The 24,259-nt window shown below is 69.4% G+C and carries 23 protein-coding genes; 14 read left to right on the forward strand and 9 right to left on the reverse strand.

Annotated elements, in window-relative coordinates; genetic code table 11:
* The first annotated feature begins 243 nt into the window (after positions 1–243).
* A complete protein-coding gene (locus ACFWZH_RS16160) occupies positions 244–615 on the forward strand; it encodes a VOC family protein (RefSeq protein WP_384430394.1) in 372 nt (123 codons plus the stop codon).
* A 226-nt stretch (positions 616–841) separates the two neighbouring features.
* Positions 842–1,006: a hypothetical protein gene (locus tag ACFWZH_RS16165; protein ID WP_384430397.1), complete on the forward strand. Its 165-nt coding sequence runs from the start codon at positions 842–844 to the stop codon at positions 1,004–1,006.
* A 146-nt stretch (positions 1,007–1,152) separates the two neighbouring features.
* Here ACFWZH_RS16165 and ACFWZH_RS16170 read toward each other — a convergent pair whose 3' ends face one another.
* Positions 1,153–1,740, reverse strand: coding sequence for a GNAT family N-acetyltransferase (locus ACFWZH_RS16170; RefSeq protein ID WP_384430400.1), 588 nt, complete (start codon positions 1,738–1,740; stop codon positions 1,153–1,155).
* Between the two features lie 105 nt (positions 1,741–1,845).
* Between ACFWZH_RS16170 and ACFWZH_RS16175 the strand changes: the two genes are divergently transcribed.
* On the forward strand, positions 1,846–2,610 hold the full coding sequence (locus ACFWZH_RS16175) for a class I SAM-dependent methyltransferase (protein WP_384430403.1): 765 nt from the start codon (positions 1,846–1,848) through the stop codon (positions 2,608–2,610).
* Positions 2,611–2,730: 120 nt separating this feature from the next.
* Here the strand turns inward: ACFWZH_RS16175 and pqqE are convergent, their stop codons facing one another.
* From pqqE to ACFWZH_RS16200, 5 genes are read right to left on the reverse strand one after another with little or no spacing between them, the layout of a single operon-like run.
* Positions 2,731–3,897, reverse strand: a complete 1,167-nt coding sequence (pqqE, locus tag ACFWZH_RS16180) for a pyrroloquinoline quinone biosynthesis protein PqqE (RefSeq protein WP_384430771.1) — start codon at positions 3,895–3,897, stop codon at positions 2,731–2,733.
* Positions 3,898–3,926: 29 nt separating this feature from the next.
* A complete protein-coding gene (gene pqqD / locus ACFWZH_RS16185; protein WP_384430405.1) occupies positions 3,927–4,184 on the reverse strand; it encodes a pyrroloquinoline quinone biosynthesis peptide chaperone PqqD in 258 nt (85 codons plus the stop codon).
* Positions 4,181–4,858 carry a pyrroloquinoline-quinone synthase PqqC gene (pqqC, locus tag ACFWZH_RS16190; protein WP_384430408.1) on the reverse strand — a complete coding sequence of 226 codons (678 nt, stop codon included), beginning with the start codon at positions 4,856–4,858 and terminating at the stop codon, positions 4,181–4,183. Before pqqC ends, pqqD begins: the two co-directional genes overlap by 4 nt.
* Positions 4,855–5,802 carry a pyrroloquinoline quinone biosynthesis protein PqqB gene (gene pqqB / locus ACFWZH_RS16195; protein WP_384430411.1) on the reverse strand — a complete coding sequence of 316 codons (948 nt, stop codon included), beginning with the start codon at positions 5,800–5,802 and terminating at the stop codon, positions 4,855–4,857. Before pqqB ends, pqqC begins: the two co-directional genes overlap by 4 nt.
* Before the next feature lie 10 nt (positions 5,803–5,812).
* On the reverse strand, positions 5,813–6,010 hold the full coding sequence (locus tag ACFWZH_RS16200; RefSeq protein ID WP_384430414.1) for a pyrroloquinoline quinone precursor peptide PqqA: 198 nt from the start codon (positions 6,008–6,010) through the stop codon (positions 5,813–5,815).
* Positions 6,011–6,572: 562 nt separating this feature from the next.
* On the opposite strand from ACFWZH_RS16200, the gene ACFWZH_RS16205 reads away from it, so the two are divergent.
* The 4 genes from ACFWZH_RS16205 (at position 6,573) to ACFWZH_RS16220 (ending at position 9,562) form a co-directional block, all read left to right on the forward strand.
* A complete protein-coding gene (locus ACFWZH_RS16205; protein ID WP_384430417.1) occupies positions 6,573–7,670 on the forward strand; it encodes a PQQ-dependent sugar dehydrogenase in 1,098 nt (365 codons plus the stop codon).
* 173 nt (positions 7,671–7,843) lie between these two features.
* Positions 7,844–8,446 (forward strand): hypothetical protein, encoded by a 603-nt coding sequence (locus ACFWZH_RS16210; protein ID WP_384430420.1) that lies wholly within the window; start codon positions 7,844–7,846, stop codon positions 8,444–8,446.
* 38 nt (positions 8,447–8,484) lie between these two features.
* The gene (locus ACFWZH_RS16215; RefSeq protein WP_384430423.1) at positions 8,485–9,225 is read left to right on the forward strand and encodes an alpha-ketoglutarate-dependent dioxygenase AlkB family protein; all 741 of its coding nucleotides are present in this window, start codon (positions 8,485–8,487) and stop codon (positions 9,223–9,225) included.
* A gap of 100 nt (positions 9,226–9,325) precedes the next feature.
* Positions 9,326–9,562 carry a DUF2277 family protein gene (locus ACFWZH_RS16220; RefSeq protein WP_384430426.1) on the forward strand — a complete coding sequence of 79 codons (237 nt, stop codon included), beginning with the start codon at positions 9,326–9,328 and terminating at the stop codon, positions 9,560–9,562.
* Between the two features lie 38 nt (positions 9,563–9,600).
* Here the strand turns inward: ACFWZH_RS16220 and ACFWZH_RS16225 are convergent, their stop codons facing one another.
* Positions 9,601–10,428 carry an endonuclease/exonuclease/phosphatase family protein gene (locus ACFWZH_RS16225; protein WP_384430774.1) on the reverse strand — a complete coding sequence of 276 codons (828 nt, stop codon included), beginning with the start codon at positions 10,426–10,428 and terminating at the stop codon, positions 9,601–9,603.
* A 423-nt stretch (positions 10,429–10,851) separates the two neighbouring features.
* Positions 10,852–11,469: a flavin reductase family protein gene (locus ACFWZH_RS16230; RefSeq protein WP_384430429.1), complete on the reverse strand. Its 618-nt coding sequence runs from the start codon at positions 11,467–11,469 to the stop codon at positions 10,852–10,854.
* Between the two features lie 1,492 nt (positions 11,470–12,961).
* Between ACFWZH_RS16230 and ACFWZH_RS16235 the strand changes: the two genes are divergently transcribed.
* From ACFWZH_RS16235 to ACFWZH_RS16245, 3 genes are all read left to right on the forward strand, one after another.
* On the forward strand, positions 12,962–14,257 hold the full coding sequence (locus tag ACFWZH_RS16235) for a hypothetical protein (protein ID WP_384430432.1): 1,296 nt from the start codon (positions 12,962–12,964) through the stop codon (positions 14,255–14,257).
* A 242-nt stretch (positions 14,258–14,499) separates the two neighbouring features.
* A complete protein-coding gene (locus ACFWZH_RS16240; RefSeq protein ID WP_384430434.1) occupies positions 14,500–15,438 on the forward strand; it encodes a hypothetical protein in 939 nt (312 codons plus the stop codon).
* Between the two features lie 43 nt (positions 15,439–15,481).
* Positions 15,482–15,853 carry a hypothetical protein gene (locus tag ACFWZH_RS16245; protein WP_384430437.1) on the forward strand — a complete coding sequence of 124 codons (372 nt, stop codon included), beginning with the start codon at positions 15,482–15,484 and terminating at the stop codon, positions 15,851–15,853.
* Between the two features lie 220 nt (positions 15,854–16,073).
* On the opposite strand, the gene ACFWZH_RS16250 is transcribed toward ACFWZH_RS16245, so the two are convergent.
* Entirely contained in the window at positions 16,074–16,346 is a 273-nt protein-coding gene (locus ACFWZH_RS16250; RefSeq protein WP_384430440.1) for a hypothetical protein, read from the reverse strand.
* Positions 16,347–16,444: 98 nt separating this feature from the next.
* Here ACFWZH_RS16250 and ACFWZH_RS16255 point away from each other — a divergent pair, with 98 nt between their 5' ends.
* Genes ACFWZH_RS16255 through ACFWZH_RS16270 form a run of 4 tightly spaced genes read left to right on the forward strand, consistent with a single transcriptional unit; the run spans position 16,445 to position 23,867 of the window.
* Entirely contained in the window at positions 16,445–17,338 is an 894-nt protein-coding gene (locus tag ACFWZH_RS16255; RefSeq protein ID WP_384430443.1) for a hypothetical protein, read from the forward strand.
* Positions 17,339–17,341: 3 nt separating this feature from the next.
* Positions 17,342–18,370 carry a polyprenyl synthetase family protein gene (locus tag ACFWZH_RS16260; RefSeq protein WP_384430446.1) on the forward strand — a complete coding sequence of 343 codons (1,029 nt, stop codon included), beginning with the start codon at positions 17,342–17,344 and terminating at the stop codon, positions 18,368–18,370.
* 55 nt (positions 18,371–18,425) lie between these two features.
* Positions 18,426–20,183: a hypothetical protein gene (locus ACFWZH_RS16265; protein WP_384430448.1), complete on the forward strand. Its 1,758-nt coding sequence runs from the start codon at positions 18,426–18,428 to the stop codon at positions 20,181–20,183.
* Between the two features lie 6 nt (positions 20,184–20,189).
* Positions 20,190–23,867, forward strand: a complete 3,678-nt coding sequence (locus tag ACFWZH_RS16270) for a hypothetical protein (RefSeq protein WP_384430451.1) — start codon at positions 20,190–20,192, stop codon at positions 23,865–23,867.
* Positions 23,868–24,259: the final 392 nt, after the last annotated feature.

Genomic DNA, 24,259 nt, shown 5'->3' on the forward strand with positions numbered 1-24,259 from the left:
GCCGTGGAGTGCCCCGCTCCCGTGCGCTGTCACGGGAGCGGGGCGGGTCCGAGTAGCGCCAGCAGCTCGGATAGTTACGGAACCACCGTACGGGCCACCACTGACAACGGCGGCTCCATGCCGACGGCCATCCGCTCTTGGGCCGCGCAGGAAGGCCAGAATGGAGGGAGGTCAGGAGCACAGACCTCACCCGATCGGAGTACTCCGCACTCCCCGCGATCGCACCGGAGGAAACAAGTGGCCATGAAGCCTCGTTTTTCACTGGCGACAGTGGTCCTTGACTGCCCGGATGCTCACGCGCTCGCCGACTTCTACCGGCGGCTGCTGGGCTGGAGGGTGAAGTACAGCGAACCGGACTGGGTGTTGCTCGGCTGTCCGGACGGCGGACCGGGGCTCTCCTTCCAGTCCGAGCCGGGATATCAGGCACCGGTGTGGCCCGAACGGGTCGCCGAGCAACAGAAGATGCTGCATCTCGACATACGGGTCGACGACCTCGCCGAGGCCGAGGCGTACGCGGTGGCCATGGGCGCGACCCGAGCCGAGTTCCAGCCGCAGGACGATGTCCGTGTGCTCCTCGATCCGGCGGGACACCCCTTCTGCCTGTTCCTCCACTGAGACCAATCCCCGAGGCACCGAACGCGGAGCGTGTGGGAATGGACACATGCAGACAGTGAGGAGATGAATCGGGACGATGGTCCTTGCTGGTCAGGGAGTTGGCGTGGCGTTGGGGCATCGCCCAGGGCGAAGACCGTGGGCTTGGTGCCGTGCACGCCGGGAGGCGTTGTCAGTGTCTGCCCCTAACATTGCTCATATGTCCCCAACTCCTCCCGCCCATACGGGCATGCCTGTTCCTGCTGCCGAAGCGAACGAATCGATTCGGCGTTTCGTACGCGCCCGACACGGTCTGGCGTGGACGGCACAGGACATGGCGGAGTATGCGGTGCTGCTGGAGATCTGGACGCTGGCCGTACGCCACGAGGTCGCGGAGGTCGTGGAGGCGGCTTAGCGGACGTCGACGGCCGCGCCCCGGCCTCCGCCCCCACCCCGCCGTCAGTGCGCGACGGCAAGTTCGACCCTTTCCTTCGCGCTTGCATGTCCGGTGGGTCAACGGGTCAAGTCGCCCCCGTGCGCGCTGTCGAGGTCATGTCGAGATCAGGCATCGCCCTGAATCCGGGCATGCAGATGCATGTCATGCCAGCCGTCCGCATGCCGGAGCGCACTGCGCCGAGTCCCTTCGAGCGCAAAGCCGGCCTTGGCCGCCACCTTGCACGACGCCTCGTTGCGGTCGGAGTGCGCAAGCTCCAGGCGGTGGAAGCCTGCCTCCTTCAATGCCCAGTTCGACAACGTCGTAAGAGCGCGCGGGGCCACGCCCCGGCCGCGGGCGTGGGGCAGAACCCAGTACGCACACTCAGCGAGTCCATGGAAGAGATCCATCCATCGCAGGGCCACCCGGCCCAGGATTTCACCGCCGTCCGCAGGGACGACCGCCCACTGGGCAGCCCGTTCCTCCCGCCATCGACTGTAGGCGGCTGCGATCCACTCCTGAGCTTCCGCCCTCGAAGTCAGGCGGTGCATGGACCAGCGCCGGATCATGGCGTCTTCGAAAGCGCCCTGCAGGACCAAGGCGTCGTCTACTGCCCAAGGCCGCAACAGCAGCCCGCCGTCGGACGACAGGAGCGAGGGCTGGAGGGAAGCGGAAAGACTCCCGGCCGGGATGACAGGACTAATCGACAGACTCATGACCAACATCCTCACCTCGCCGCGAACTTGGCGCCAAACCACTCGCCCTGCCAGGCGCTGCCACGATCTTGCCGAGGTGACCTCACTGCGACAGGATCGATGCGCATGAATCGCGTCTACGATGACGAGCGCCTGGCCGGCGCCTATGAGCGCGGCAATGAGATGCCCGAAGCCTCGCTGCGGGCCTGGGTTGAACTGATCGCTTCCTACGTGCCCCGCCCGTCACCGGCCATCGTCGAGATCGGTGCCGGTACCGGCATGTTCTCCGCTGCGATGGCACGCTGGATCGGCGGCTCCAGCGTGCTGGCCGTGGACGCCTCCGAACCGATGCTGGCCGAAGCCCGCCGCCATCACCCGCATCCCGCGGTGCGCTACATGTCCGGGGCTGCCGAGAACGTGCCCGCCCCCTCGGACGCATTCGATGTGGCCTTCCTTTCCCGCGTGATTCATCACCTCCCCGACCGCCCCAGGGCCGCTCGTGAACTGGCCCGCATCCTCCGTCCCGGAGGTGTGGTGATCATCCGGACCACGTTCCGGGAACGGCTGGACGCGGTGGTCTACGACTACTGGCCACAACTGCGGTCCGCTGACGAACGGCGGTTTCCGGGAGAGGCGGAACTGCTGGCCGACTTCGCGACCGCCGGCTTCGCCGTACGGGAGGTCGCCTCCTTTGCTCAGCCGGTGACCGCGAGTCTGCGCGACTACCACTCCCGCTTGATCCACCGCCCGCAGTCGAAGTTCGCCTCGCTCACGCCCGAGCAGTTCCACGAAGGGTTGCAGCGCCTCGCCGCCGCGGCCCGGGCCGAGCCCGTCGAGCAGCAGGTACCCGTCATCGAACGCTACGACGTAGCCGTGTTCTGCCGCCGGTGAAGCCGGTCCTCGCGAGGCGATGCGGCGGTAGCGGACGCTGAGAGCGCCGGCGATGCCGACAGGCGGCGAGAAGGTGTTCCGCCGTGCGAGACGGTATCCGTTGCGCCGTTGCCTCACCCTTCATGGGCCTGAGCGCTCGGCCCCCGCCGTCCCCCTCTGGGTGGTCGTGCCGCGGTGGGCGGGTCTGCGCGGCCGGCCCGTTCCGGTGGCGGTCCGCTCGGGCCGGGCGTCCACCAGGTCACGGACAAGGGCGTGGTGCGGGGACAGCCGGCAGGCGGGATCGGTGGCCGCGGCGTCGCCGGTGAGCGCGAAGGCCTGGCAGCGGCAGCCGCCGAAGTCCTTCTCGCGCAGGTCACAGCTGCGGCAGGGCTCGCGCATCCACTCCGTGCCCCGGTAGCGCCGGAAGGCCGGTGACCGGTCCCAGATCCACTCCAGGCGGTGATCGCGGACATTGGGGGCACCGAGGCCGGGGATCGAGGCGGCAGCCGGGCAGGGCAGCACCGTGCCGTCGGGCGTGACGGTGAGCGAGAGAGCGCCCCAACCGCCCATACAGGGCTTGGCCTTGCCGTCGAAGTAGTCGGGGACGACCCAGATCAGTTCGAGCGTGCCGGCGAGCTCCGTCCGTCGGAGCCGTACGGTCCGCTGTGCGCGATCGAGCTGCTCGCGGGAGGGCAGCAGTTCGGCGCGGTTGAGCAACGCCCAGCCGTAGAACTGGGTGTTGGCGAGTTCGATGCGGTCCGCGCCCCATGCGGGGCCGAGATCGATCAGCGCGTCCAGCGCATCGAGGTTGTGGCGGTGCAGTACGACATTGAGGCCGAGGGGCAGTCCGGCGTCCCGGACCAGGGCGGCGGCCCGCTCCTTCGCGGCGAAGGAACGGCGTCCGGCGATCAGGTCGGAGGCGCTCGGTTCGGCATGCTGGACGGAGAGCTGCACACTGCGCAGCCCGGCCTCGACGAGCCGGCCGAGCCGGGCCCGGGTGAGGCCGACGCCACTGGTGATGAGCTGGGTGTGGATCCCGGCGCCGTCGGCCGCCGCGACGATCGCATCGAGGTCGGAGCGCAGCAGCGGTTCGCCGCCGGAGAGGTGTGCGCTGACCACTCCGATGTCAGCGGCCTGCCGGAGTACGTCCTCCCACTGCACGGTCGTCAACTCGGCTTGTTTCCGGACGAGTTCGAGGGGATTGGAGCAGTAGGGGCAGTGCAGCGGGCAGCCGTGGGTGAGTTCGGCGAGCAGGGCCCAGGGGCGTGGCGGCGGAGGCGGGGACGGGGTCGTACGGGACGGGGGCACCGGCTCCGGATCCGGCCCGGACGTACTGGTCACCGCAGCCACCCTTCGTCTCGTGTCCGCCCGAGGAATTCCGGCACTTCCGCCGACACCGGCGCGTCCGGATACCGGCGGCTCAGCTCCGCGACGATCGCTGGTACGTCGTGCCGGCCGTCGCACAGGCGCAGCACATCGCCCGCGCTCCCTTCCAGGACCACGACGCGTTCGGGGAGAAGCAGCAGATCCGTGCCGCGTACCCGGTCATGGCGCAGATGGACGCCGGGAGCAAGCTCCGGGCACCAGCGCGTCATGGCCCCTCGCCTCGCTCGACCGCGTCCAGCAGCGCCCACAGCACCTGGCATTTGAACGTCAGCGCGGCGACCGCCAGGTCCTGCTCGGTCTCCGTACGCGCCCAGTCCAGTACCAGCGCCAGCGCCTCCTTGCTGTCCCGTCGCCCCTGGCTCTGCCGGCCACGGAAGTAGGCCAGACCGTCGGCATCGATCCAGCGGTAGTGCTTCTCGAAGGCGTCGATGCGGGTGCGCATGATGTCCGGCGCGGACAGTTCGGTGAGGGAGGCGGCGACCGCTTCCAGCGGCGAGCGCAGCCGGCAGAAGTTGACGTAGCCGTCGACGGCGAGTCGGACCCCCGGCAGGACGCCGGTCTCGTCCAGCAGCAGCGACCGGTCGAGCCCGGCGGCCTCGCCGAGCCGCAGCCAGCGCTCGATACCGCCCTCGCCTTCCTGCTGCCCGTCGTGGTCCTGGATGCGGCGCAGCCACATCCGGCGCAGTTCCGGGGTGTGCAGCTTCGCCAGGATCAGGGCGTCCTTGAGGGGGATGTGGCGCTGGTAGTGGAATCGGTTGCGGATCCACCGGCGCAGCTCCTCGGGCGTCAACTCGCCCTGGTGCATGCGCAGGTTGAAGGGGTGGCGGTCGTGGTAGCTGTCGCGGGCCACGCCTCGCAGTCGCTCCTCGAACGGCGTGCTCATAGCTCGATCTCCATGCCTTCCGCGGCCACCGCGAGCCCCAGCTCCGCCAGCTGCTCGTGCTGTGGCGCGGCGGGGTCGACGAGCGGGTTGGTGTTGTTGAGGTGGGTGTAGAGGCAGCGGGCGGCGAACGGGGCCAGGCGGACGGCGGTGCCGTTCGGTCCGTCGATGGGCAGATGTCCCATACCGTGCGCGGTACGTGTGGAGAACCCACTGCGACGGGGTTCGTCGTCGTCCCAGAAGGTGCCGTCGAGAAGGACGACATCGGCACCGGCCAGCGCCGTTTCGAACGCCTTGGGCCAGGCGGCCAGGGCCGGGGCGTAGAGCACGGTGCCCTGCGTCCGGCGGTCGTGCAACCGGATGGCGACCACCCACGGATCGTCGTCGCGGTGCTCGCCACGGTGGTCGGCGCGGTGCTCGGCGCGGTTCTGGTCGCAGCCCGTGTCACGCACGGCGTACCGGGGCCGCTTCGCGGAGAGCGGGATGGCGCTGATCTCGACATCGGAGCTCTCGCTCAGCGGTACGGGCGCGGATCCCAACTCCCGCCATTCGAGGCGGATATAGGGCGTGAGCACGTCGTCGAGGTGCGCACGGTCGCGTAACGCGGCACGGACCGGTCCGGTGGCGAGCACTTCGATCCGGTCGGCCTCGCGGAGCCGTGCGACGCCGAGCGTGTGGTCGAGTTCGGCATCGGTGAGCGCGATTCCCGCCACGGGGGTCCGGCGTGCCGCGGGGCCCGGGTGGAGGGCGGGGGTGCCCTCCATCTGGTCGGCGATGTCGGGGGTGGCGTTGATCAGGTACCAGCGGTCGTCGTCGGCTCGTACGGCGAGCGAGGCGTGGCGGCGGCGCCGATCGGGGTGAGCGCGCGCCCCGGAACACCCGGGGCACGCACAGTTCCACTGCGGCACGCCGCCGCCCGCCGCGGTGCCGAGCACGTGCAGCAGCACGGCGGGGCGGTCAGCGGGTGGTGAGGGAATAGGCGGTGACTTCGAGCGCGGTCTCGATGACCGTATAGCCCGGCGTCCGCCAGACGCCGGCCGACTCGCGGCGCGGAGCGGCGGGCCGGAGGGCGGCCGGAGTCACGGTGGTTTCACTCATATTGACGTCATTCCCCGTCACGTCATTCGAGACGGCCTCATTGATGCGGGATTTCATGCCGATTCCAGCCTTTCGTAGGGGCGCGGGGCGTGGAAGTGTGCGGGGTGTCGGGCGCCGAGGCACAGCCGAGGACAGTAGCCATTGCTCGCCACGCTAGAGGGAACGGCACGGGGAACGCGCGCTTCGTTCACCAACGGTTCCAGGGGCGCCGACCGTTGACGGATCGTTGACCACGTGGCGTCGTGTCGCCTCGTTACGTTCCTTGTGTTGCCTTGCAGAATCCTCAGCCACCGGGCCACGGTCAAGGGCGGGACGCAAAAATGATCCGACCTATGGGGCGGTTACGCAGCCCTCCAAGAGGCTCAGCAGCCGAAACTCCGCTGCTCATTACGCGAATCTGCGGAAAGTTCCCGCCCTCCAAGGATCTTTGAACCTCAACTCCGCTCTCCGCAACGGCAATACCTCCCATGTCCCCCTACCTTGACCCGGCCTCCCGGGCGCAGTACTTTCCGGAGTCCCCCGAACCAACAGGAAACTTTCCTATCAGCCCGGCGCCGCTGATGCTTGTTCGTTCGCCCTAGGGAACGCCCCCTCGCATCTCCCTGACCGGAGGACCCCCATGCGCATTCGCACCAGAGTCGCGCGCCGCGCCACACTGACCGCCGTCGCCGCTACCGCCCTGGCCGCCGGACTCCTCGTCTCGACCGCCGGCACGGGCGGCGCCGCCGGCAACTCCGTACGCGCCTCCGAGCCCGGCACCCCCCGGACCGTATCGGCGGGCTGGTCCGTCCCCTGGGGCCTGAGCTGGTTGCCCGACGGCTCCGCCCTGATCAGCGAGCGTGACTCGTTCAAGGTCTTCACGCTCGCCCAGGACGGCACGAAGACGGAGATCGGCGAGGTCCCCGACACCGTGACCACGGGCGGCGAGGGCGGACTGCTGAGCATCGCCGTATCGCCGTCATGGAAGACCGACCACTACGTGTACGTGATGCACACCGCCTCCGAAGGCAACCGCATCGCTCGCCTGACCTTCGACGGCAGCACGCTGGGCGACTACGAGGTGCTGGTGGACGGCATCGAGAAGAACAGGTACCACAATGGCGGGCGCATCAAATTCGGCCCCGACGGCTATCTCTACGCCACCACGGGCGATGCCCAGGCATCCGACCTGGCCCAGGACAAGAACTCCCTCAACGGCAAGATCCTCCGGATGACCCCCGACGGCAGGCCGGCCCCCGGCAACCCCTTCGACTCGCTGATCTACTCCTACGGCCACCGCAACCCGCAGGGCATCACCTGGGACGCCCAAGGACGGCTGTGGGAAGGCGAGTTGGGAAACACCGAATACGACGAGCTGAACCTCATCGAGCCGGGTGAGAACTATGGCTGGCCGAAGTGCGAGGGCGAGTGCTCCCTCCCCGGGATGACCGATCCGAAGCGTCAGTGGCCGGTCGCGGAGGCGTCACCCAGCGCGGTCGCGTACGCCGACGGGGCGATCTACATGGCCGCGCTGCGGGGCGAACGCCTGTGGCGCATCCCCGTCGACGGGACGACCGCCGGCACCCCCAAGGCGTACTACACCCACGACTACGGGCGGCTGCGTACGGTCGAGTCCGTCCCCGGCACGAAGTCCCTGTGGCTGACCACCACCAACGCCGACAACAACGGGGACGGCGGGCCGGGCTCGGACAAGGTGTTCCAGATCGACCTGAAGTAGATCGCGGAGTGGCTGCGATGGCCGGCCGCCTGTGTGGGGAGGCGACCGGCCATCGTGACGTCCGCTTTCCGCCAGCCATGGCGCCGTCGAAACCGCAGACTCACAGAGCGGCAGCGGCACCAGCCACAGCGACAGGCGGCCTCCAGAACCGGCCGCCCGAACAAGGACACACCATGACGCGCTCTCCCCTTCTCCCCCACTCAGAGGCGGCCGCGTACGGCGACCTCCCCTCCCCCGGCCCGCACCGCGATGCCGAACTGCGCGCGCTGCTGGGTCTGTTGACCGCTCCGCGTACCAGGATCAGCACGGTGGTCGTCGGCCACAGCCGGGACGCGGCGTCCCGATCCGCGGCCGCGGCGTTCATCGAGGCGTGGCGTACGACGGGCGGTCGAACGGTTCTCGCCACGGTTGACTGGTCGGAGACCGCCGCGTCCTGGTTGCGGGCGGCCGTGCGCTTCACCACCGGGGAGCCGGACGCCTGGGTGGTGGCCGCCGCCCCGCTCGGTTGGGCCCAAATGAGTCGTCGGCTCCGCCACAGCACCCACTGGGACCCGGCCCGTACCTACGGCTTCGCCTCGCTCGGGGACTCCCGCCTGCCCGCGTTGGCCGGCCCGGCCACGCTGCAGGGCATGCGCGGGGCCACGGCCGACGGAGCGCTCTGGACCATCGACCGTGGCTGGGTCACCCACCAGGTCCCGGCACCGCCGGCCGACCCCGTCAGCCGTGGCACGCTGGAGGAAGGCAGCGCGCGAATCAGCGGTCGCGCGAATGGGTGATGGCGCGAATCGACCATGGCGCGACGAGGCAGGAGCAGATGAGCACGCCCCTTCCCGGTTTCGAGGGCTTCACCACGGCGGCGGAGCAGCCCGACGCCGCCCGTACGGACAGCGGTCCGCACCCCGACCATACGGGCCGGAGCCGCCGGGAACTCGCCCCCGGTGCCGTGCACGTCCCCGGCTGGCTCTCCCTGACCCAGCAGCGCGAGCTGGTCACCGCCTGCCGTGACTGGGCGCGCGGCCCGGCCCCGATCCGGCACACCAAGCTCCCGCGCGGAGGCATGATGTCCGTCCAGACGGTGTGCATCGGCTGGCACTGGCAGCCGTACGCGTACACCCGCACCGCCGACGACGTGAACGGCGCCCGGGTCGCCGAGTTCCCGGACTGGATGGTCCAGCTGGGCCGCCGTGCACTGGTCGAGGCCTACCAGGACGCCACCGCCGGTGACGCCTACACCCCGGACACCGCGCTGATCAACTTCTACGACGGCCAGGCGAAACTCGGTATGCACCAGGACAAGGAGGAGCGCTCCAGCGCGCCGGTGGTCTCCCTCAGCATCGGCGACACCTGCGTCTTCCGGTTCGGCAACACCGAATCCCGCACCAAGCCGTACACCGATATCGAGCTGGCTTCCGGCGATCTCTTCGTCTTCGGCGGCCCCTCCCGCTTCGCGTACCACGGCGTGCCCAAGGTCCGCCCCGGCACCGGCGACCCGGCAACCGGGCTGAGCGGCGGCCGCCTCAACATCACCATGCGGGTGACCGGGCTCGACGGCTGAGGCCGGCGGCTCCCGGCGGAGGAGTCAGCGACAGCGCCGCCGGCGGCGTCAGCCCCCGGCTCCCACCGGCGGTGTCAGTGCCAAGGGGCACACTGGAGTCATGTGCCGCAGCATCAAGACTCTCCGTCCGCCCACCACTCCCACGGTCACCGACGAGGACATCCGGGCCGCGGCCCTGCAGTACGTCCGCAAGGTCTCCGGATTCCGTGCCCCCGCCGCACACAACCGCGCGGTGTTCGACGACGCCGTGGACGCCGTGGCGGCCGCGACCCGGGAACTCCTCGACGGCCTGCAGATCCGTGGCGCCTCCGCCGCCGCCCGTCAGCACTCCCCCTGAGCGGCGGCGCCACCCGCAAGCCAGCCCCTCCCCTCCACTCACCACTCCACCAGCGCCTGAACCGGTAGGTGATCGCTCGGAAACTGACCGTGCGCGGAGTAGGTGTTGATCGTCGCCCGCCGCGTACGCACTCCCGGCGAGGTGAGGATCCAGTCGATGCGGTCCCCGTCGCGCACCAGCGGCCGGTATCCGTGAAAGGTGGCGTACTGGGTGCTGCGCTCGTCCGCCGTGTCCCAGCTGTCGACAAGCGCCCCGCCATTGAGCATCGCCTCGTACACGGGGTTCTTGTGCGCCGGGACATTGAAGTCACCCGTGACGATCCGGGGCAGAGCAGCATCCAGCCCGCCCAGCCGCTGTGTGATCAGAGCGGCGGACCGCTCGCGCGCATACTGATTCAGATGATCGAGATGCGTGTTGAGCGCATAGAACTCGCTGCCCGTCCGCAGATCCCGGAAGCGCACCCAGGTCACCATCCGGATGACGGTGTTTCCCCAGGTCGCCGACGCGATCAGATAGGGCGTGTCGGACAGCCAGAAGTGGTCGTACTCGACCGGGGCCAGCCGCCGCACATCGTAGAAGATCGCCGCGAACTCGTCCTTGCTCCCGCCGGCCCGCCCCGTCCCCACCCAGTCGTACCGTGGCCCGAGGTCCGCTGCGATGTCGCGCAGCTGCCCGTACAGCCCCTCCTGGGTACCGAGCAGGTGCGGTGCCTCGTGACGCAGCAGGGACCGCATCACGGGCCGGCGCTCGGCCCAGGAGTTCGGCCGGCTGTCCGAGGCGTACCGCAGGTTGAAGGTCATCACCCGCAGCGGCCGCTCGCCGTCGTCGGCGGCGTACGCGGTCCCCGACCCGTACGCCGCCACCATCGGCCCGGCAGCCGCCGTAGCGGCCACCGCCCGTAACGCAATCCGGCGGCTGAGCGGCGCGGACTCATTCGACGCGGAAGCGAGACCAGTCACAGCAGCTCCAGTCGGTCGGCCAGAAGGCAGGCATCCATTCGGCTGTCCGGCCATCAAAGCCGGACACTCCGACCGCCAGGGCCCCCAACCCACCCAAGGCCCAACCCCGACAGAGTCTCGGACACCCGGGCAATCCGGAAGTAGCCCGCAAGGGAACCCACCGAGAACGCCGGGACACCTACTGAGACCCACGTGGAAACTTGGGAACCAGGGCACTAGGGAACTAGGGAGGAACCTGCTGGGACCCACTCGGCCCTACCCGGATCCGCCGCCGACCGAGGCGCTGCCCACCAGAGGGACCACCCGCCCCGCTTCCCCGCCCGCGTTCCCCTACCGGTCGCCGGCCGGCCCCTGCCAGTCCGCGTACTGGATACGGGCGAGGTCCCGTACATCGCCGACCGCGGCCCACTCGTTCTTCCCCATCCGCGACAACGGCTTCAGCCGGGAGACCTCGGGGTGCCCGTCGACGAGTACGTCCTGCGACACCACCGCGTGCACCACCCGCCCGAAGACGACGGTGGAATCGCCGATCCCGATCGTGGTGTGCACCTCGCACTCCAACGCCACCGGCGACGCCGCCACCCGCAGGGGCTTGACCCGCAAACTCGGCTCGGAATCGATGCCGGCTGCCTCGAATTCGCTCACGCCATGCGGGAAATCGGCACCCGTGTCATTGATCTGCGCCATGAGCCCCTCCGGCGCAAAATTCACCACGAACTGCCCGGTCGCCTCGACATTGCGCAGGGTGTCCTTGCGCCCGACAGAACTGAACTGCACAACGGGAGGCGCAACACTCGCGATCGAGAAGAAGGAGTGCGGTGCGAGGTTGTGCGTCCCGTCCGCCGAGATCGTGGACACCCAGGCGATCGGCCGCGGCACCACCGTCGCGGTCAGCAGCTGGTAGAAGTCGTTACGGGACATGACAGCGGGATCAAAGTCAGTGCGCATGGTGATCAGTATCCAGGAGAGCGGCCCCGGGTCGTATAGCGGATCCCCGGCACCACCAAACCTCTCAGTTCGGCGGAGAGTGCCCGCTATCGGGAGCCACCGAGCACCAGGAACCGACACCGACACCGTGGACGCCGAAGACACACGGGCCCGCCTGCGCTGGGCCCCTTCGTCAAGGTCTACCGGGAGAACGACACCTCGGCGTTCAAGAAGCGCCCGGGAGCGCAGGAAGTCGGCCCAGGTGACGGTGGTCCGCTGCGGGGCAGGGTCGATGCCCTCGGTCGTGAGGATCTCCCAGACGGTGGACGGTGCGACCTGGATGCCGAGGAGGGCGAGTTCGCCGTGGATGGGCGGTATCCCCAGGCGGGGTTCGCGGCGGCGAGGCGGAGCACCAGGAGGTGGATCGAGGCGTGGGTGCGCGGGCGGCCTGGGCGTCGGTCGGCGCTCGCACGGGCGTGACGGATTTTCAACAGGCCGCGGTGCCAGCGCAACACGGTGCCCGGGCAGACCAGCAGCCGGAGCCGGCGCAGTGTTGCGCGCGGGAGCGGGGGGGGGAGCAGGCGGCGAGGGACGCGCGGTCCCCGGCGTGGAGGTGGGGGCGCTGTCCGTCGAGTTGCCGTTGCGGGACGGCGCGTTCGATGGTTGAGGTGCCGCTGGACTACCGCGTCCCCGATAGCGAACGGATCGAGATCCAAGGGGCGTTGGCCTGGGTTCCTGGAGTTCGCTCCGGCCGAACGCACGGCTTGCTCCGCGCCAGTAGCGGTACTTCAGCAGCCGAAGGCGTCGTTGCCGGTGGTGGAATTGCGCCGGGTGGGTTCTTGCCCGTACGGACCAGGCGTCCATGGTGCCGCGACCGGAATGGTCGCGGTCCTGGCGCCGGCGTACTTCGCGGTTCTCCTCGCGCAGCCCGGTGACGCCCGCCTGGACGTCGGAGGCCGCCGTTCTGCGGATTCGTGACGGACCCGGCCCCGCCGCGTCCGCCACCCATCAGGCGTAAAGCCGGACGGAGAGGGGGACTCCGGCGGCGCCGGGGACCGTCGGCCCGCCCGCACTGGGTGGTGAGCCGCCGCGACGCATGGAGTGGCCGTGATGGAGCGCCGCTCTCTCGCGAGCGGACGTGGCCCGCAGAAGGGGGCCGGCTCCACTACCGGTGTTCTGCTCTCCGTGCGAGCACGGACAGGACGGGGCGCGCTGGGTGACCCATCCGGCCACCTGCTTCGGATCGCGCCAAACATGCGGCCCGGCGAGGACCGTGGACCGCGTGGAAAGCGGAGGCCAACACGCACCGACCAGACGTAACCCGAAGTAACGGGCATCGGAGGCGTGTCGGAATTTCTCCTGCGGTCTTGAACGGGCCGCAAGCATCCGACCATTATCGGTGCCGTCGCTCAAGTCACGTCTTCGTACCCGGATTCTCCTTGTCGAGGCTGCGTCCGGGCTCTTTGGCATGGGCTGACCTGACCGCTGGTAAAGAACTGCAAAAGGAGCATGCATGAATTACGACCTCGCGGTGGGGGCGAATGTCGACGTCGTGAACGCGACGTCCAAGGAGGTCTACAAACAGCTCTATCCGCGGTACTTCACCGGCTCGCAGCCCTTCGACGTAGAAGGCACCACGTTCACCGTCTCCTGGGACGTCGAGGAGGCCCCGGTCTTCGACCTCACCCCGCCCCCCTCGATTTCCGAGGCCGCCTTACGCGCGCACCTCACCGAGGGGCCGGCCGCGGGCCGGATAGCCGAGGGTGAGCTCGCCGAGCACGTCACGGCCCTGCGCGACTCGCTGGACGGGAGCACCTTCCAGGTGCGGCTCAACAAGGTGCACATCAAGGTCGATTCGGGGGACGGGAACCCCGTCGAGGAGGACATCGCGGTCACCGTCGACGTTCAGGCCACGACGTCCGACACGGGTATGTTCAGCCTCAACCCCCTCAAGGCCATCGCTGATGCGCCAAGCAAGGTCGACAAGGTCTTCCTGGACAAGGTGGTGCTCCCCAACGTCCTCGACCAGTCGCGGAAGGTCCTGTCGGGCATCACCCTGCCCGCACCGCAGATCCCGGGCCTGGCGCTGTCGACTCCGGTCCCCGTCATCCAGCCTCAGCAGGCGGTGGCCGCCCTCAACCTGGCAGAGCACGGCACGCCGCAGCCCCCGTTCCCCGACAGCTGGCCGCAGCGCCCGTTCTTCGCCCTCCTCGGACGGGACGCGGTCGAGCGCATTGCGCAGGTGGCGACCGCCTACCTGGAGGGCAAGCCGTTCCACGCCGGTGACAGCAAGGACTTCCTGGGCAGCAGCGCGTACTACAAGGCCGATGTCACCATCCACAACGTGCGGTGCGAGGTCGTGTGGGGCGACGTGCCGACCGTGCGCGTCCACACCGCCGTCTCCGGCAGCGGAAGCGCCGGCATCAACTGGATCTGGGGCGGGTCGACGGACGCGTTCTTCGACCTCTTCCTGGAGCCGGATCCGACGGTCACGCTCACCCTGGCCATGTCGGGGACGACGCTCAAGGCCACGGCCGTCGACGTGAGCTCCTTCGACTTGAAGCTCGTACCCACCCGCGGCGACATCGTGAGCATGATCGTCTCGTGGGTCGTCGACGCCCTGTCCTCGACGTTCGGCGGCATCGTGGGGAGCGCGCTGCGCGGCGTCGAGTTCCCGGTGGGCGACTTCCCGGCCATCCCCATCGACGTGGATCCCGTCCACCTCGACGCCACGCCGACGGGGCTGACCCTGGCACGCTTCGGCGACGCGCTCGCGCTCCAGGGAGACGTGACGGTCACCCAGCGGTAGGGGTCTTCGGAGTCCAAGTGCCGGGCCCGGCTTCCTCCCCGCCGGCGGGCCCGGCACCGGATGAATCTCGGAAATTTCCGCCACAGTGCCACCTGGGCGGCTTTGCGCTGCCCATTTGCGTGATGAAATTGAGGCACGCGGCAATATCGGAACGGCTTGTTTATTTGCTGCGGAAACCAGCCTCGGACAATGGCCGGGAACCGATTGTTTCACCCTCCGGACAGCCCCTTAAATCGGCTGCCGTGACCGAAACGCCATATGACCTCGCACTCGGTATCCACGCCGACGCACTCAACTCGGGACTCAAATCCCTGCACAGTCAGCACCGCGCGGTGTTCCAGGGGAACTACGGCCCGGAGACCATCGACGACATCGCTTACACCTTCTCCTGGGACTTCCTGGAGCCGCCCGAGCTCGTCCTGGAGAAGCCGGACGCCGGTCTCTGGTCCGAGATGATCAAGGCGGAGGGCATCACGGACCTCCCCGACTCGGGCGTCCTGCAGCTCCACGCACCGCAGTTGCAAGTGGGCGGCACCATCGCCGGCGATCCCCTCCCTCAGGGGGTCAGCGAGGTCAAGGTCGCCGTCCAGGCCAAGGTCGACCAAGGCGCCATCACCGTCGTCCCACTCGGTGTGTGGCTGTCCAAGATTCCGGACAAGTACACGAGGATCATGGTCGAGAAGGTCATCGTGCCGAACGTTCTCGACCAGGCGAAGAACCTGGTGAACGGGGTGAAGATCCCCGTCCAGGACCTCTTCGGCCAGCAGGTGGCCCTCACCCCCGTCCTGCTGGACGTCACCGGCACGCACCTGGTCCTCACGGCGACCGCCGGAACCGGCCGGACACCCGCCGCCGCTGCCGCTGCCGGTACGGCCACCGACTGGCCGTCGGACAAGCAGGTCTTCCTCCTCGTCGGCCGGGACCTGCTGGCCCGCCTCATCCAGGGAGCACTGGACCAGTGGCGCGACACGCAGTTGGCCGACGACGACAAGACCGTGACCGGAGTCGCCTCGGTCTGGTGGAAGGCGAAGTTCCGCAAGGCCGACAGCGTGAAGGTCGACGAGAACGACCCGACCACCATCTCCGCCGACTTCGACCTCCCGTGGTCGGTCGGCGTGGACCTGTTCCCCGTCGCCCCCGGCAAGGGGTGCGCGCTGTTCAAGGCCTCCCAGGAGTCCTGAGCCCCTCTTCCTCGTCGTTCCCTCACTCCAGGAGGTCCGCACCATGGACGCGCTGATCGACTTCGATGTCACCCTCGACCCGCAGGAACCCAACGTCACCTTCAAGGCGACAGGCCTGACGGACACGGCCCTCTCCGCGACGCTGGAGACGATCGTCCTGAACTCCGTCACCCTCAACCCCGTGTCCGATGCCGCCATGCTGGTCGCCGGGCCCGCCAACCTCCTGGCCCTCGCCGCGCCGAAGGTCGTCAAGGACGTGCTCGAAGGCAAGAAGACCGTCGACATCCCGCTCGACAAGCCGCTGGGCACCTCCATCACCCTCAACGACCAGACCGTGTCCGTGAAGCTGACGTCGCCCGAACTGGGCTCCCACGACGGAATGCTCATGGTCAGCGGCACGTTCGTCGTCTCCTGAACCGTCCCCGCACCGCTCCTGCCATGTACGACCGACCACTTCAGGAGACCTGTTGAACACGCCCCAGCCCCCGCAGTCCGGCGACGCCCGGCCCGGCCCCGAGGCCGAGACGCTCCACCTCGCCGACACCCCCGGCTACCCCCTGGCCCGCAGTGTGGAGATGCCCGGCACCCTCGACTACCCCACTGGCTCGCTGAGCTTCCGCCTCGGTGCGCTCCAGTTACGCGCCGAAGGGCAGCCGGAGGCACTCGGCGAGGAGACCCGCAGCGGCACCCGCCGCACCGTCCACCGTATCCCGGCCCTCGTCCTCACCGGCCGCTACGCCCTCGACACCCGCCCCGACGAGATCCGGGAGATCGACACCGCCGGCAACCTCCGGGCGCTTTCCGAAGAGGCGCGGCAGCCCACCCTGCCGGCCGGGGCCCGTGCCGTCGCACCCCACCACCCGGACGATGAGACCGTCCGCCGGTGGACGGCCCGCGCCGATGCCCACCGCACCAAGCTGATGAAGACCGAGAACGGCCGTCAAGCCCTCGTCCACTACGGCACGCACAACGAGAGCTACTACGACATCTTCAACGGCAGCTCCTCGTGTCCTCCAACCTCCGCAAGAAGTGGGGCGAAAAGGGCATCACCCAGCGCATGTCGGAACACACCTACGGCACCACCGATCCGGACGAGGCCGCCGGTGCCCGGCCGTCCGGCGGGGACGAGCAGCCGGTCAACGGCTGGGAGGACCCACAAGAGCACGTCCAGTACAACGCGCACGCGTGGCAGCAGCGGACCACGGTGCAGACCGCGCTCACCACCGAGGCCGCCCGGATCCAGCAGAAGGATCCCGACAAGGCCCAGCGTCTCCGGGATGCGGCCACGGCCGCCGAGGGCTTCTCCAAGTCGGTCCAGGACACCGGCAACGACGGCCGGCGGACCACTCTCATGACGCAGGACAACGTCTACACGACCATCAACCAGCACTCCGGGGAAATGCCGGCGGTCTCCCCAGAGGAAATGGCCCGCTACAACGGACTCGCCGCTTTCGCCGACGGGGAAGTGCAAGCGCTCCCGGCGGCGGACCAGGAGACCCGGCCCGAGGAGCCGGAGGACTGGATCACTCTGTCCGACGAGGAACACACCATCATCCAGGAGTTCGGCGCCGCCGCTTACCACGACGAGGCGATGCAGGGGCCGCAGGCGACCGACACCCTGCACACGGGCGAGTGCACGGCACGCCTGGAGGGCGTCCGCATCACCACCCGTCTCGCACCGGACGGCACACCGGCGGACGTGGCAGTGGAACTGCCCGACCTCGCACTGAACATCGACGACGAGGAGTGGCGGGGAACGGCCGCCGACGTGGCCCGCGAACGCCTCGCGGCCATGCGGTTCGTGCACACGCTGTTGCAGGACGCCGTTGCCGAGACCGTCCGCCGCGCCGCCTTCACCGGCATCACCGGCTACGCCCACCCGCAGGACGGACGGTCCTGACCCGTGCTCATCCTTGACACGACCGCCCCCGTCGAGGACGTCCTCGGCGGGGTGTGGACGAACCTGCTCGCTGACGACGTGCCGCGCTTCGAGTCGTTCCTCGAACAGGCGCTGGCCCCGCAGCACGAGTACCTCACCGACGACGAGCGAGCCCTGTACCGGCACGGCAAACGGCTGCGCCCGGCCGTCCTGCTGCTGGCCGCCCGCACGGTGCACGGCTCCACACCGCTCCCGGACAAGGTGCTCCAGGGCGCCGTCTCGCTGGAGATGCTGCACGTGGCGACGCTGATCCACGACGACATCGTGGACGGCGCCGCCCTGCGCCGCGGCCTGCCCTCGGTCAACGCCGCACGCGGCACCGAGACCGCTGTACTCGTCGGCGACCTGCAGTTCGTCCAGGCCATCCGCGGCTTCGTGCGGGCCATCGACCGGGACAGCGACATGGGCCTGATCGAGCTGGTCCTCGATACCGCCTTCCAGATCGGCTGTGGAGAGCTCGACGAGCTGCGCACGGACCTCGCCCAGGACCCGGAACTCCTGGCCACGACGTACTGGCGCACCGCCGACCGCAAGACCGCCGCCTTGTTCGGGCTCGCGGCCGAGACCGGGGTGACGCTGGCCGACGGGCACAGCGGCGACGCCCGCCGGGCCGGGTTCTACGGTCGTCGGCTCGGCCGCGCCCTGCAGGTCATGGACGACCTGTTCGACCTCGCCCAGGACGAGGCAGGTTCCGGCAAGCCGCGCGGCATGGACCTGCTGCGCCGCCGCGCCTCCCTGCCGCTGATCTACGCCATGCAGGAGTGGGGTCCCGAGCACGCGGTCAGTCGCATCATGCGCGGTGAGCCCACCGGCGCCGAGGCCCTGGAGAGGACGCTCGCCGAGGTCCGAGGCGGCCGCGGCTTCTCGCGCGCGTACACCGATGCCCGCGCCCAGGCGCTGGAGGCCGTCGAGCTGCTGCGCCCGTTCCCGGCCGGACCGTACCGCTACGCGCTGGAGGACCTGGCCCTGCACGTCGTGGACCGCGGGGCCTGACCACGGCCCGGCAGCCCGCCCCGACCGACCACTCCGAGAACCCGAGGAGAGCCCTGTGGCCACCGAGCTGATGAACTTCATCTACGCCACCATGTACAAGCGCGTCAACGACCCGGACAGCCCATACTGGCTGCCCACCGTCCTCAAGGACGTCCGCACGACCGACGGCCACACGCTGAATCCGCTGAACGTCGACACATGGGACATCGGGGAGCTCGACGGCGCCGAGGGCAAGGCGATCGGGGACACCATCGCTTCCGCGTGGTGGATCTTCGTGGGCTCCGCGTTCGACGACGCGAAGGACCGCGGCGTGCCCGACCTTCCGGACAACCTCGACCCCTTCACCAGCCAGCGCGACGCCGACCGCCCCTACCCCTCGCTGTCCCTGACCTCCGTCACGGTCGACGGGCTGGCGAACGCCTCGGTCGGGGAACTGCAGCGCCTCACGCCCACCGAGAACGGCTACCGGGGCACGATCCGGGTCACCACCGCGGCGTACGACACGCACGGGTGGCAGAAGCAGATCACCGTCAAGGGCACGTACAGCCTGGTGCAGCACGTGGTGGTGATCGACGACCCCGGGGACGGCAGTGGGGGAGACGACCTGAAGCCGCCGACGAAGGTCGTGGTCAACGGGCTGGAGGGGGTGGAATGGCCGCGCCAGGAGATCGAGGGCCATGGACAGTTCGCCGTGGCGGCCCAGGACCTCGCCTTCGACGTCGTGCTGTGTGCCGAGGCTACGGGCACGGGTGCGGACCGCACCCCGCTGCTGACCATCGAGTCGATCACCGTCGCGTCGCAGCCGACGTTCCACCTCGACGAGAAGTCCCTGACCATCGAGGGCAGCACGATCGACGAAGCCACACTCGACATCTGGAAGCAAGCGGCGGCCGACGCCTTCAACGCCCCCGACGCCGGTCAGGCCCTCACCGCGAAGCTCGTCGCCACCCTCGCCGACCCCTCCTTCCGCGACCAGTTCTCCTCGACGGTCACCACCCAGCTGGTCAAGGCGCTGGACGGGGTGCTCGGCGCGGTCCTGAAGGGCAGCCTGCCCTCGGACGACAGCGGATTCCCGCCGAAGTACGGGTTGCTGGACGTCTACCTCTTCGACCGGCTGCGGGCCTCTGTGAACGATGCCGGCTCCGGCTTCTACCCCCCGTCCGTCGTGCTCGGGGCGAGTGACCCCACGCTGGAGCCGTACCGCCTCGGGGACATCGACCTCGGCTCGTACAAGGTCGGCGTCGCGACTGCCGACCTCAGTTTCAAGGAAGGCTCGATCAAGGGCATCTCCAACGTCCTGATTCCCGTGAAGGACGCCGCCCTGACGGACGGGGGCATCGGGGTGACCCTGAGGTTCGGCCAACTCCCGGGCGACGCCAAGGTTCCCGGGCCCCCGCTCACCATCACGGGCACGGGCGTGGTCTCCTTCCCCGATGCCGCGGCCGCTCCCGCGACGGCCCCGGAACGCGCCGCGGCGAGCGACGACGACACGATCGAGGGCGACATCACCGTCACCATCAACCAGCCCTCGGCGACGGCCGCCCTGTCCTTCAGCGGCCGCGACGCCGACGAGCTCACCATCGGCCTGGACGCGCTCACCCTCGCCATCGCCACGAAGGACCTACAGGTCACGATCAAACTCAAGGAGCCCAGCCCCTTCGAGCAGATCATCCAGCAGGTGCTGAACAAGGACGAGGTCAAGCAGAAGATCATCGACGGTGTGCAGAGCACCGGCGACACCCACCGGACCGACATCGCCAAGGAGCTCACCGACAACGCCCGCACGGTCATCCGCACCAAGCTCGAAGGCTGACCACCCATGACGATCGACGAACTCAAGGCCCTCCTCACCCAGCACACGCAGGGCACCACTCTCACGCTCCCCGCCGCCGGCCTCGGCGCCGGTCCCGCGGCCGCGCTCATCGGCACATGGCTCGACGGCACGCTCACCGTCACGGACCTTCAGCGCGAGGACCACGACGACAGCGTGGTCGTGCACGGCACGCTCACCGTCACCGGCCTCGGCCTCACCGACCTGCCGGTCCACGGGATCGAGTTCGGCCTCGACCCCCTCGACCACGACCCCACCCTCTGCGTCCCGCTCGTCGTCCCCGCGGACTGGACCTTCGCCACCTCCTTCCCCGCCACCGACGGCAGTGACCTGGCCGCCCTCGCCTTCCCGGTGCCGCCTGCGCTCCTGCTCACCTCGGCGGCCCGGCCCGCGCGCCACGGGTACCCGGCGCTGGACCCCGGCCTGACCTTCCACGCCTCCCAGGTGAACGATCCGGAGCAGCTCGGCAGCCTCGCCGCGCTGCTCCGGCCCCGGCCCGGGGTACTGTCGCTCAGCGGACCGGTCGTACGCCGCCCCGCCAAGGGCCCGAACGGCGAGGTTCGTACCGACATCGCGCTGCGCTCGTCGCCCCGGCCGGACGGGGAGTTCTCAGCCTCCTTCTACCTGTCGGCCGGTTCACGTGAGGAGGGGGCGAACGGCTCCTCGGTCACGTACGGCCTGCGGCTGGCTGCGGACCTGGTCCTCGGGCAGGTGGGCGGGGCGACGATCAGCGCTCCGCTCCCTTCCGGCGGCGGTGTGCTCGCCCTCGGCGCCGACCAGCTTCCCGAGAAGCTGTCGCCCAACGACCTTGCCGCGTGGAACGGCACCGGCGCCGCGGTTCACCAGCTCGTCGATCAGCAGGGTTTCCCGCTCGGCGACTCCATCCGCCTCACCGCGATCACCGCCACCATCGATCCCTCAGCATTCGACAAGGGCGGGTTGGCGGCAGCCCTGACCCAAGTCACCGCCACCGTCGAGACCACGCCGGGCACGAAGTGGCCGATCGCGGGTGACGACCTCGCCCTGACCGGCGTCGGCGCCACTCTGACCGTCACGAACCCGCTCCAGGACTCCCGCTCGGCGAAGGTCACCGGCCGCGGTGACTTCCTCGTCGCGGGCAACGTCAGCCTCCATGCCACCGCGGAGATACCGCCCGGCACCTTCCGGCTCACCCTCGACGAGAGCACACCGGCCGAGCTGCGGGACGTGCTCCAGCACTTCCTGCCGCACGCCGACCTCACCGGCGTTCCCGAGCTGACGCTGAAGAAGTTCTCCGGCACCGCGACGCCCAAGAAGGGCGCGTACGAGGTAGACGCGTCCGTGTCCTCCGCATGGCACATCGACATCGGCGCCGCCCGCATCACGCTCACCGAGGCCGGGCTGGAGCTGGCGCGCGAGGGTGGCGAGGGCGCCCCCGGTGGCGTGGTGCAGCAGCAGCCGGACAACGGTTCGGGAACCACCGGCACCCTGTCGGCCAAGGCAGAGCTCGGTCCGGCCTCGGGTGGCAACGGCGACGACTCCGTCGTGAAGTTCTCCGCCAAGTGGGCCCTCCCCGGCACCTTCGAGCTCGACGGGACCTTCCCCGACCTCGACCTGACCGAACTCCTGAAGTCCCTCGCCTGCCAGGCCGACGTGCCGCTGCCCGCCGGCCTGCCGCAGGTCTCCCTCCGCCACCCCGCCGTGGCCGTACGGCTGGGGAACGCACTGACGGGGCAGCCGGCCGCGGGCAGGAGCTACGAGCTGACGGTCAGCACCACGGCGACGTTCGACGCGGCGCAGCTGACGTTCTTCGGCAAGGCGGCCAAGAAGGCGGAGAGCGGCACCCTGTTCGCCGCCGCGTTCTGGCAGCAGGACTGGATCTGGTCGCCGGGGAAGGTGTCGGACTGGGCCCCGGTCCTCGGTTTCCTCGACGGCATCACCTTCGCCAAGTCCGGGCTCGCCATCAGCTCCGCCGACGGGGTGACCGTCGATGCCGGAGCCAACCCGCCCGACACCCTGCCCGCCACGCTGGACAAGGGCCTCACGTTCTTCACCGAGCTGGGGCTGACGGGCCCGCTGGCGCCGTTGAAGGTGCTGTTCCAGGACTCCAGCGGCATCCACCTGACGGCGCGGCTCACCACGCCGGTCCAGGACTCCGAGTTCACCGCGTCCATCGCGGAGCAGAAGACCCGCGAGGGCTTCGGCGGCCTGACTCTCGCGTTCCGCCCGGCCCAGCGGGAGGTGTCGCTCCAGACCTCGTGGAACTTCAGCGTTCCGGCTGTCGGGTCCGCTCCTGCGACCCTGCTGCAGTTCGTGGCCGGCGGGGCCCTCAAGGGCCCGGAGTTCCACCTCTTCCTGGCGCTCAAGCCCGCCGGTTCCGGTGCGGCAGAAGCCGCCGGACGACCTGCGCCGCATCAACTGGCCTACGCGCTCCGGGCCCCCGGGCACACGCTGCTCACGGCGGACCCCGTCCCCGGGACCGACGGCCGCCTCATCCACGACGCGACGCCGCACCAGGCGAGCGAGACCGCATACAGTCCGGTGCGCAGCACCGCGATCCGCCTCGCCGGTCTCACGGAGCCGCCTTCATCCGATGACCTCCCCACGTGGAAGAACGCCTTCGGCGTCGAGGGCTTCGATGTCCAGTACTTCTACCTGCAGATCGGTTACGGGGCGGAAACCGGGCTCACCCTGGGCGGGGGCGGTTCGGTGGTCATCGGCGACGCCGCCCTGAAGCTCGATGTCGAGGGCGGGTTCAATCCGGAGCCGTACGTCACCGTTTTCCGCTTCGACCTGGAGGCCGTCCACCAGGACACCGGCATCTCGATCTGGGACATACTCGCCGTCCTCGTCACCCCGCCGGACTGGCTCGCCTTCCTGAAGCAGATCGTGCTCCACAAGCTGGCGATATGCGTGGTCACCGCTTCCGGCGGCTGGACCAACCCCGTGACCCACGAGGAGTGGAAGCAGGGCTTCTACGCCAAGGGAGACATCGACTTCTTCGGCAACAACTGGCGCTTCGAGGTCAACGTCAGCGACGACGGCCTCTACGCGTACAGCAACATCGCCCAACCGCTGAAGCTGGCCGACGTCTTCACCCTCTCGGACGCGAGCGGAACCAAGGGGCCCCAGTACCTCCTCGACACCCGAGGCATCCGCACAGGCCACCTCCCGGCGAAGATCTTCTACCTCTCCGGCAAGCTCGACCTCCTCGGTCTGTCGGCCTCGATCGAGGCGCAACTCGGCAACGAGGGCTTCGCCTTCACGATCGCCGCGGACCTGCTGGACATCCTGCACGGGGATATGAGCTGCACCCTCAACAGCACCGGACTGAAGGCCTCGGCCCACGTCAAGCTGGACTTCGACATCACCATTCCCCGGGGCGTGGTGCTCGGCGGCATCCCGGTGCCCGCCGGAAACCTGGTGGGCATCCACGCGGAAGGTGGCTTCGACCTCACCGTCGACGGGCATGGCGCCACCCTGCACCTGACGGCGAACTGCCACGCGTCCCTGCTCGACGTGCACCTGCTCGACTTCGACCTCGACCAGCAGTTCGGGATCGGCAAGTGGGACGACATCGCCTCCTGGCTCGAGCGCAACCCGGAGAGACTCTTCGAGTCGCTGGGCGAAGGCATCTGGGACGCCCTCAAGGACTGCGCCACGACTTCGGCCGCGCAGCTCACCTGACGCGTCCTGCGCAGCGCCCCCGTCCGACCCGCCCGCTACGATCCCGTGCCGGGCGGGTTCTTTCCCGTTGTGCGCATGACGCCGCGCCACGGCCCAGGCGCGTGTCGTGCTCGGTGAGGGGGACCATCCCGCCCGGGTGAGGATCAACTGGCGGTCGGTGTCTCCTGGCCGGATCGCGGTCCTACTTGACCTGCTTCTTCCGCATCTGACGGGTGTACTCGTTGTGGACGCACGTGAGGACGGCACGAAGTTGTGCATCACGGCCTCCACTGCTGCCGAAGGGCACGCTGCCGAACTTCGGGGGCAGTATGCGCAGGGCGCAGATACCTCCGTCGCGGCGTAGGACGTGGTCTGGCTACGGCTCGGCTGCGGCTCGCGCCGATCGGTCCGGC

Source organism: Streptomyces sp. NPDC059008, assembly GCF_042749045.1.
Lineage (GTDB): Bacteria > Actinomycetota > Actinomycetes > Streptomycetales > Streptomycetaceae > Streptomyces.

Bases quoted from the DNA above. Each gene is read 5' to 3' on its own strand.
- ACFWZH_RS16165 (WP_384430397.1), top strand. From the start codon at position 842: ATGCCTGTTCCTGCTGCCGAAGCGAACGAATCGATTCGGCGTTTCGTA.
- ACFWZH_RS16225 (WP_384430774.1), bottom strand. From the start codon at position 10,428: ATGGTGGCGGCGTACGGGTCGGGGACCGCGTACGCCGCCGACGACGGC.
- ACFWZH_RS16210 (WP_384430420.1), top strand. From the start codon at position 7,844: ATGACGCGCTCTCCCCTTCTCCCCCACTCAGAGGCGGCCGCGTACGGC.
- pqqC (WP_384430408.1), bottom strand. From the start codon at position 4,858: ATGAGCACGCCGTTCGAGGAGCGACTGCGAGGCGTGGCCCGCGACAGC.
- pqqD (WP_384430405.1), bottom strand. From the start codon at position 4,184: ATGACGCGCTGGTGCCCGGAGCTTGCTCCCGGCGTCCATCTGCGCCAT.
- ACFWZH_RS16160 (WP_384430394.1), top strand. From the start codon at position 244: ATGAAGCCTCGTTTTTCACTGGCGACAGTGGTCCTTGACTGCCCGGAT.
- ACFWZH_RS16175 (WP_384430403.1), top strand. From the start codon at position 1,846: ATGAATCGCGTCTACGATGACGAGCGCCTGGCCGGCGCCTATGAGCGC.
- ACFWZH_RS16230 (WP_384430429.1), bottom strand. From the start codon at position 11,469: ATGCGCACTGACTTTGATCCCGCTGTCATGTCCCGTAACGACTTCTAC.
- ACFWZH_RS16205 (WP_384430417.1), top strand. From the start codon at position 6,573: ATGCGCATTCGCACCAGAGTCGCGCGCCGCGCCACACTGACCGCCGTC.
- ACFWZH_RS16220 (WP_384430426.1), top strand. From the start codon at position 9,326: ATGTGCCGCAGCATCAAGACTCTCCGTCCGCCCACCACTCCCACGGTC.
- ACFWZH_RS16200 (WP_384430414.1), bottom strand. From the start codon at position 6,010: ATGAAATCCCGCATCAATGAGGCCGTCTCGAATGACGTGACGGGGAAT.
- ACFWZH_RS16270 (WP_384430451.1), top strand. From the start codon at position 20,190: ATGACGATCGACGAACTCAAGGCCCTCCTCACCCAGCACACGCAGGGC.
- ACFWZH_RS16245 (WP_384430437.1), top strand. From the start codon at position 15,482: ATGGACGCGCTGATCGACTTCGATGTCACCCTCGACCCGCAGGAACCC.
- ACFWZH_RS16215 (WP_384430423.1), top strand. From the start codon at position 8,485: ATGAGCACGCCCCTTCCCGGTTTCGAGGGCTTCACCACGGCGGCGGAG.
- ACFWZH_RS16170 (WP_384430400.1), bottom strand. From the start codon at position 1,740: ATGAGTCTGTCGATTAGTCCTGTCATCCCGGCCGGGAGTCTTTCCGCT.
- ACFWZH_RS16235 (WP_384430432.1), top strand. From the start codon at position 12,962: ATGAATTACGACCTCGCGGTGGGGGCGAATGTCGACGTCGTGAACGCG.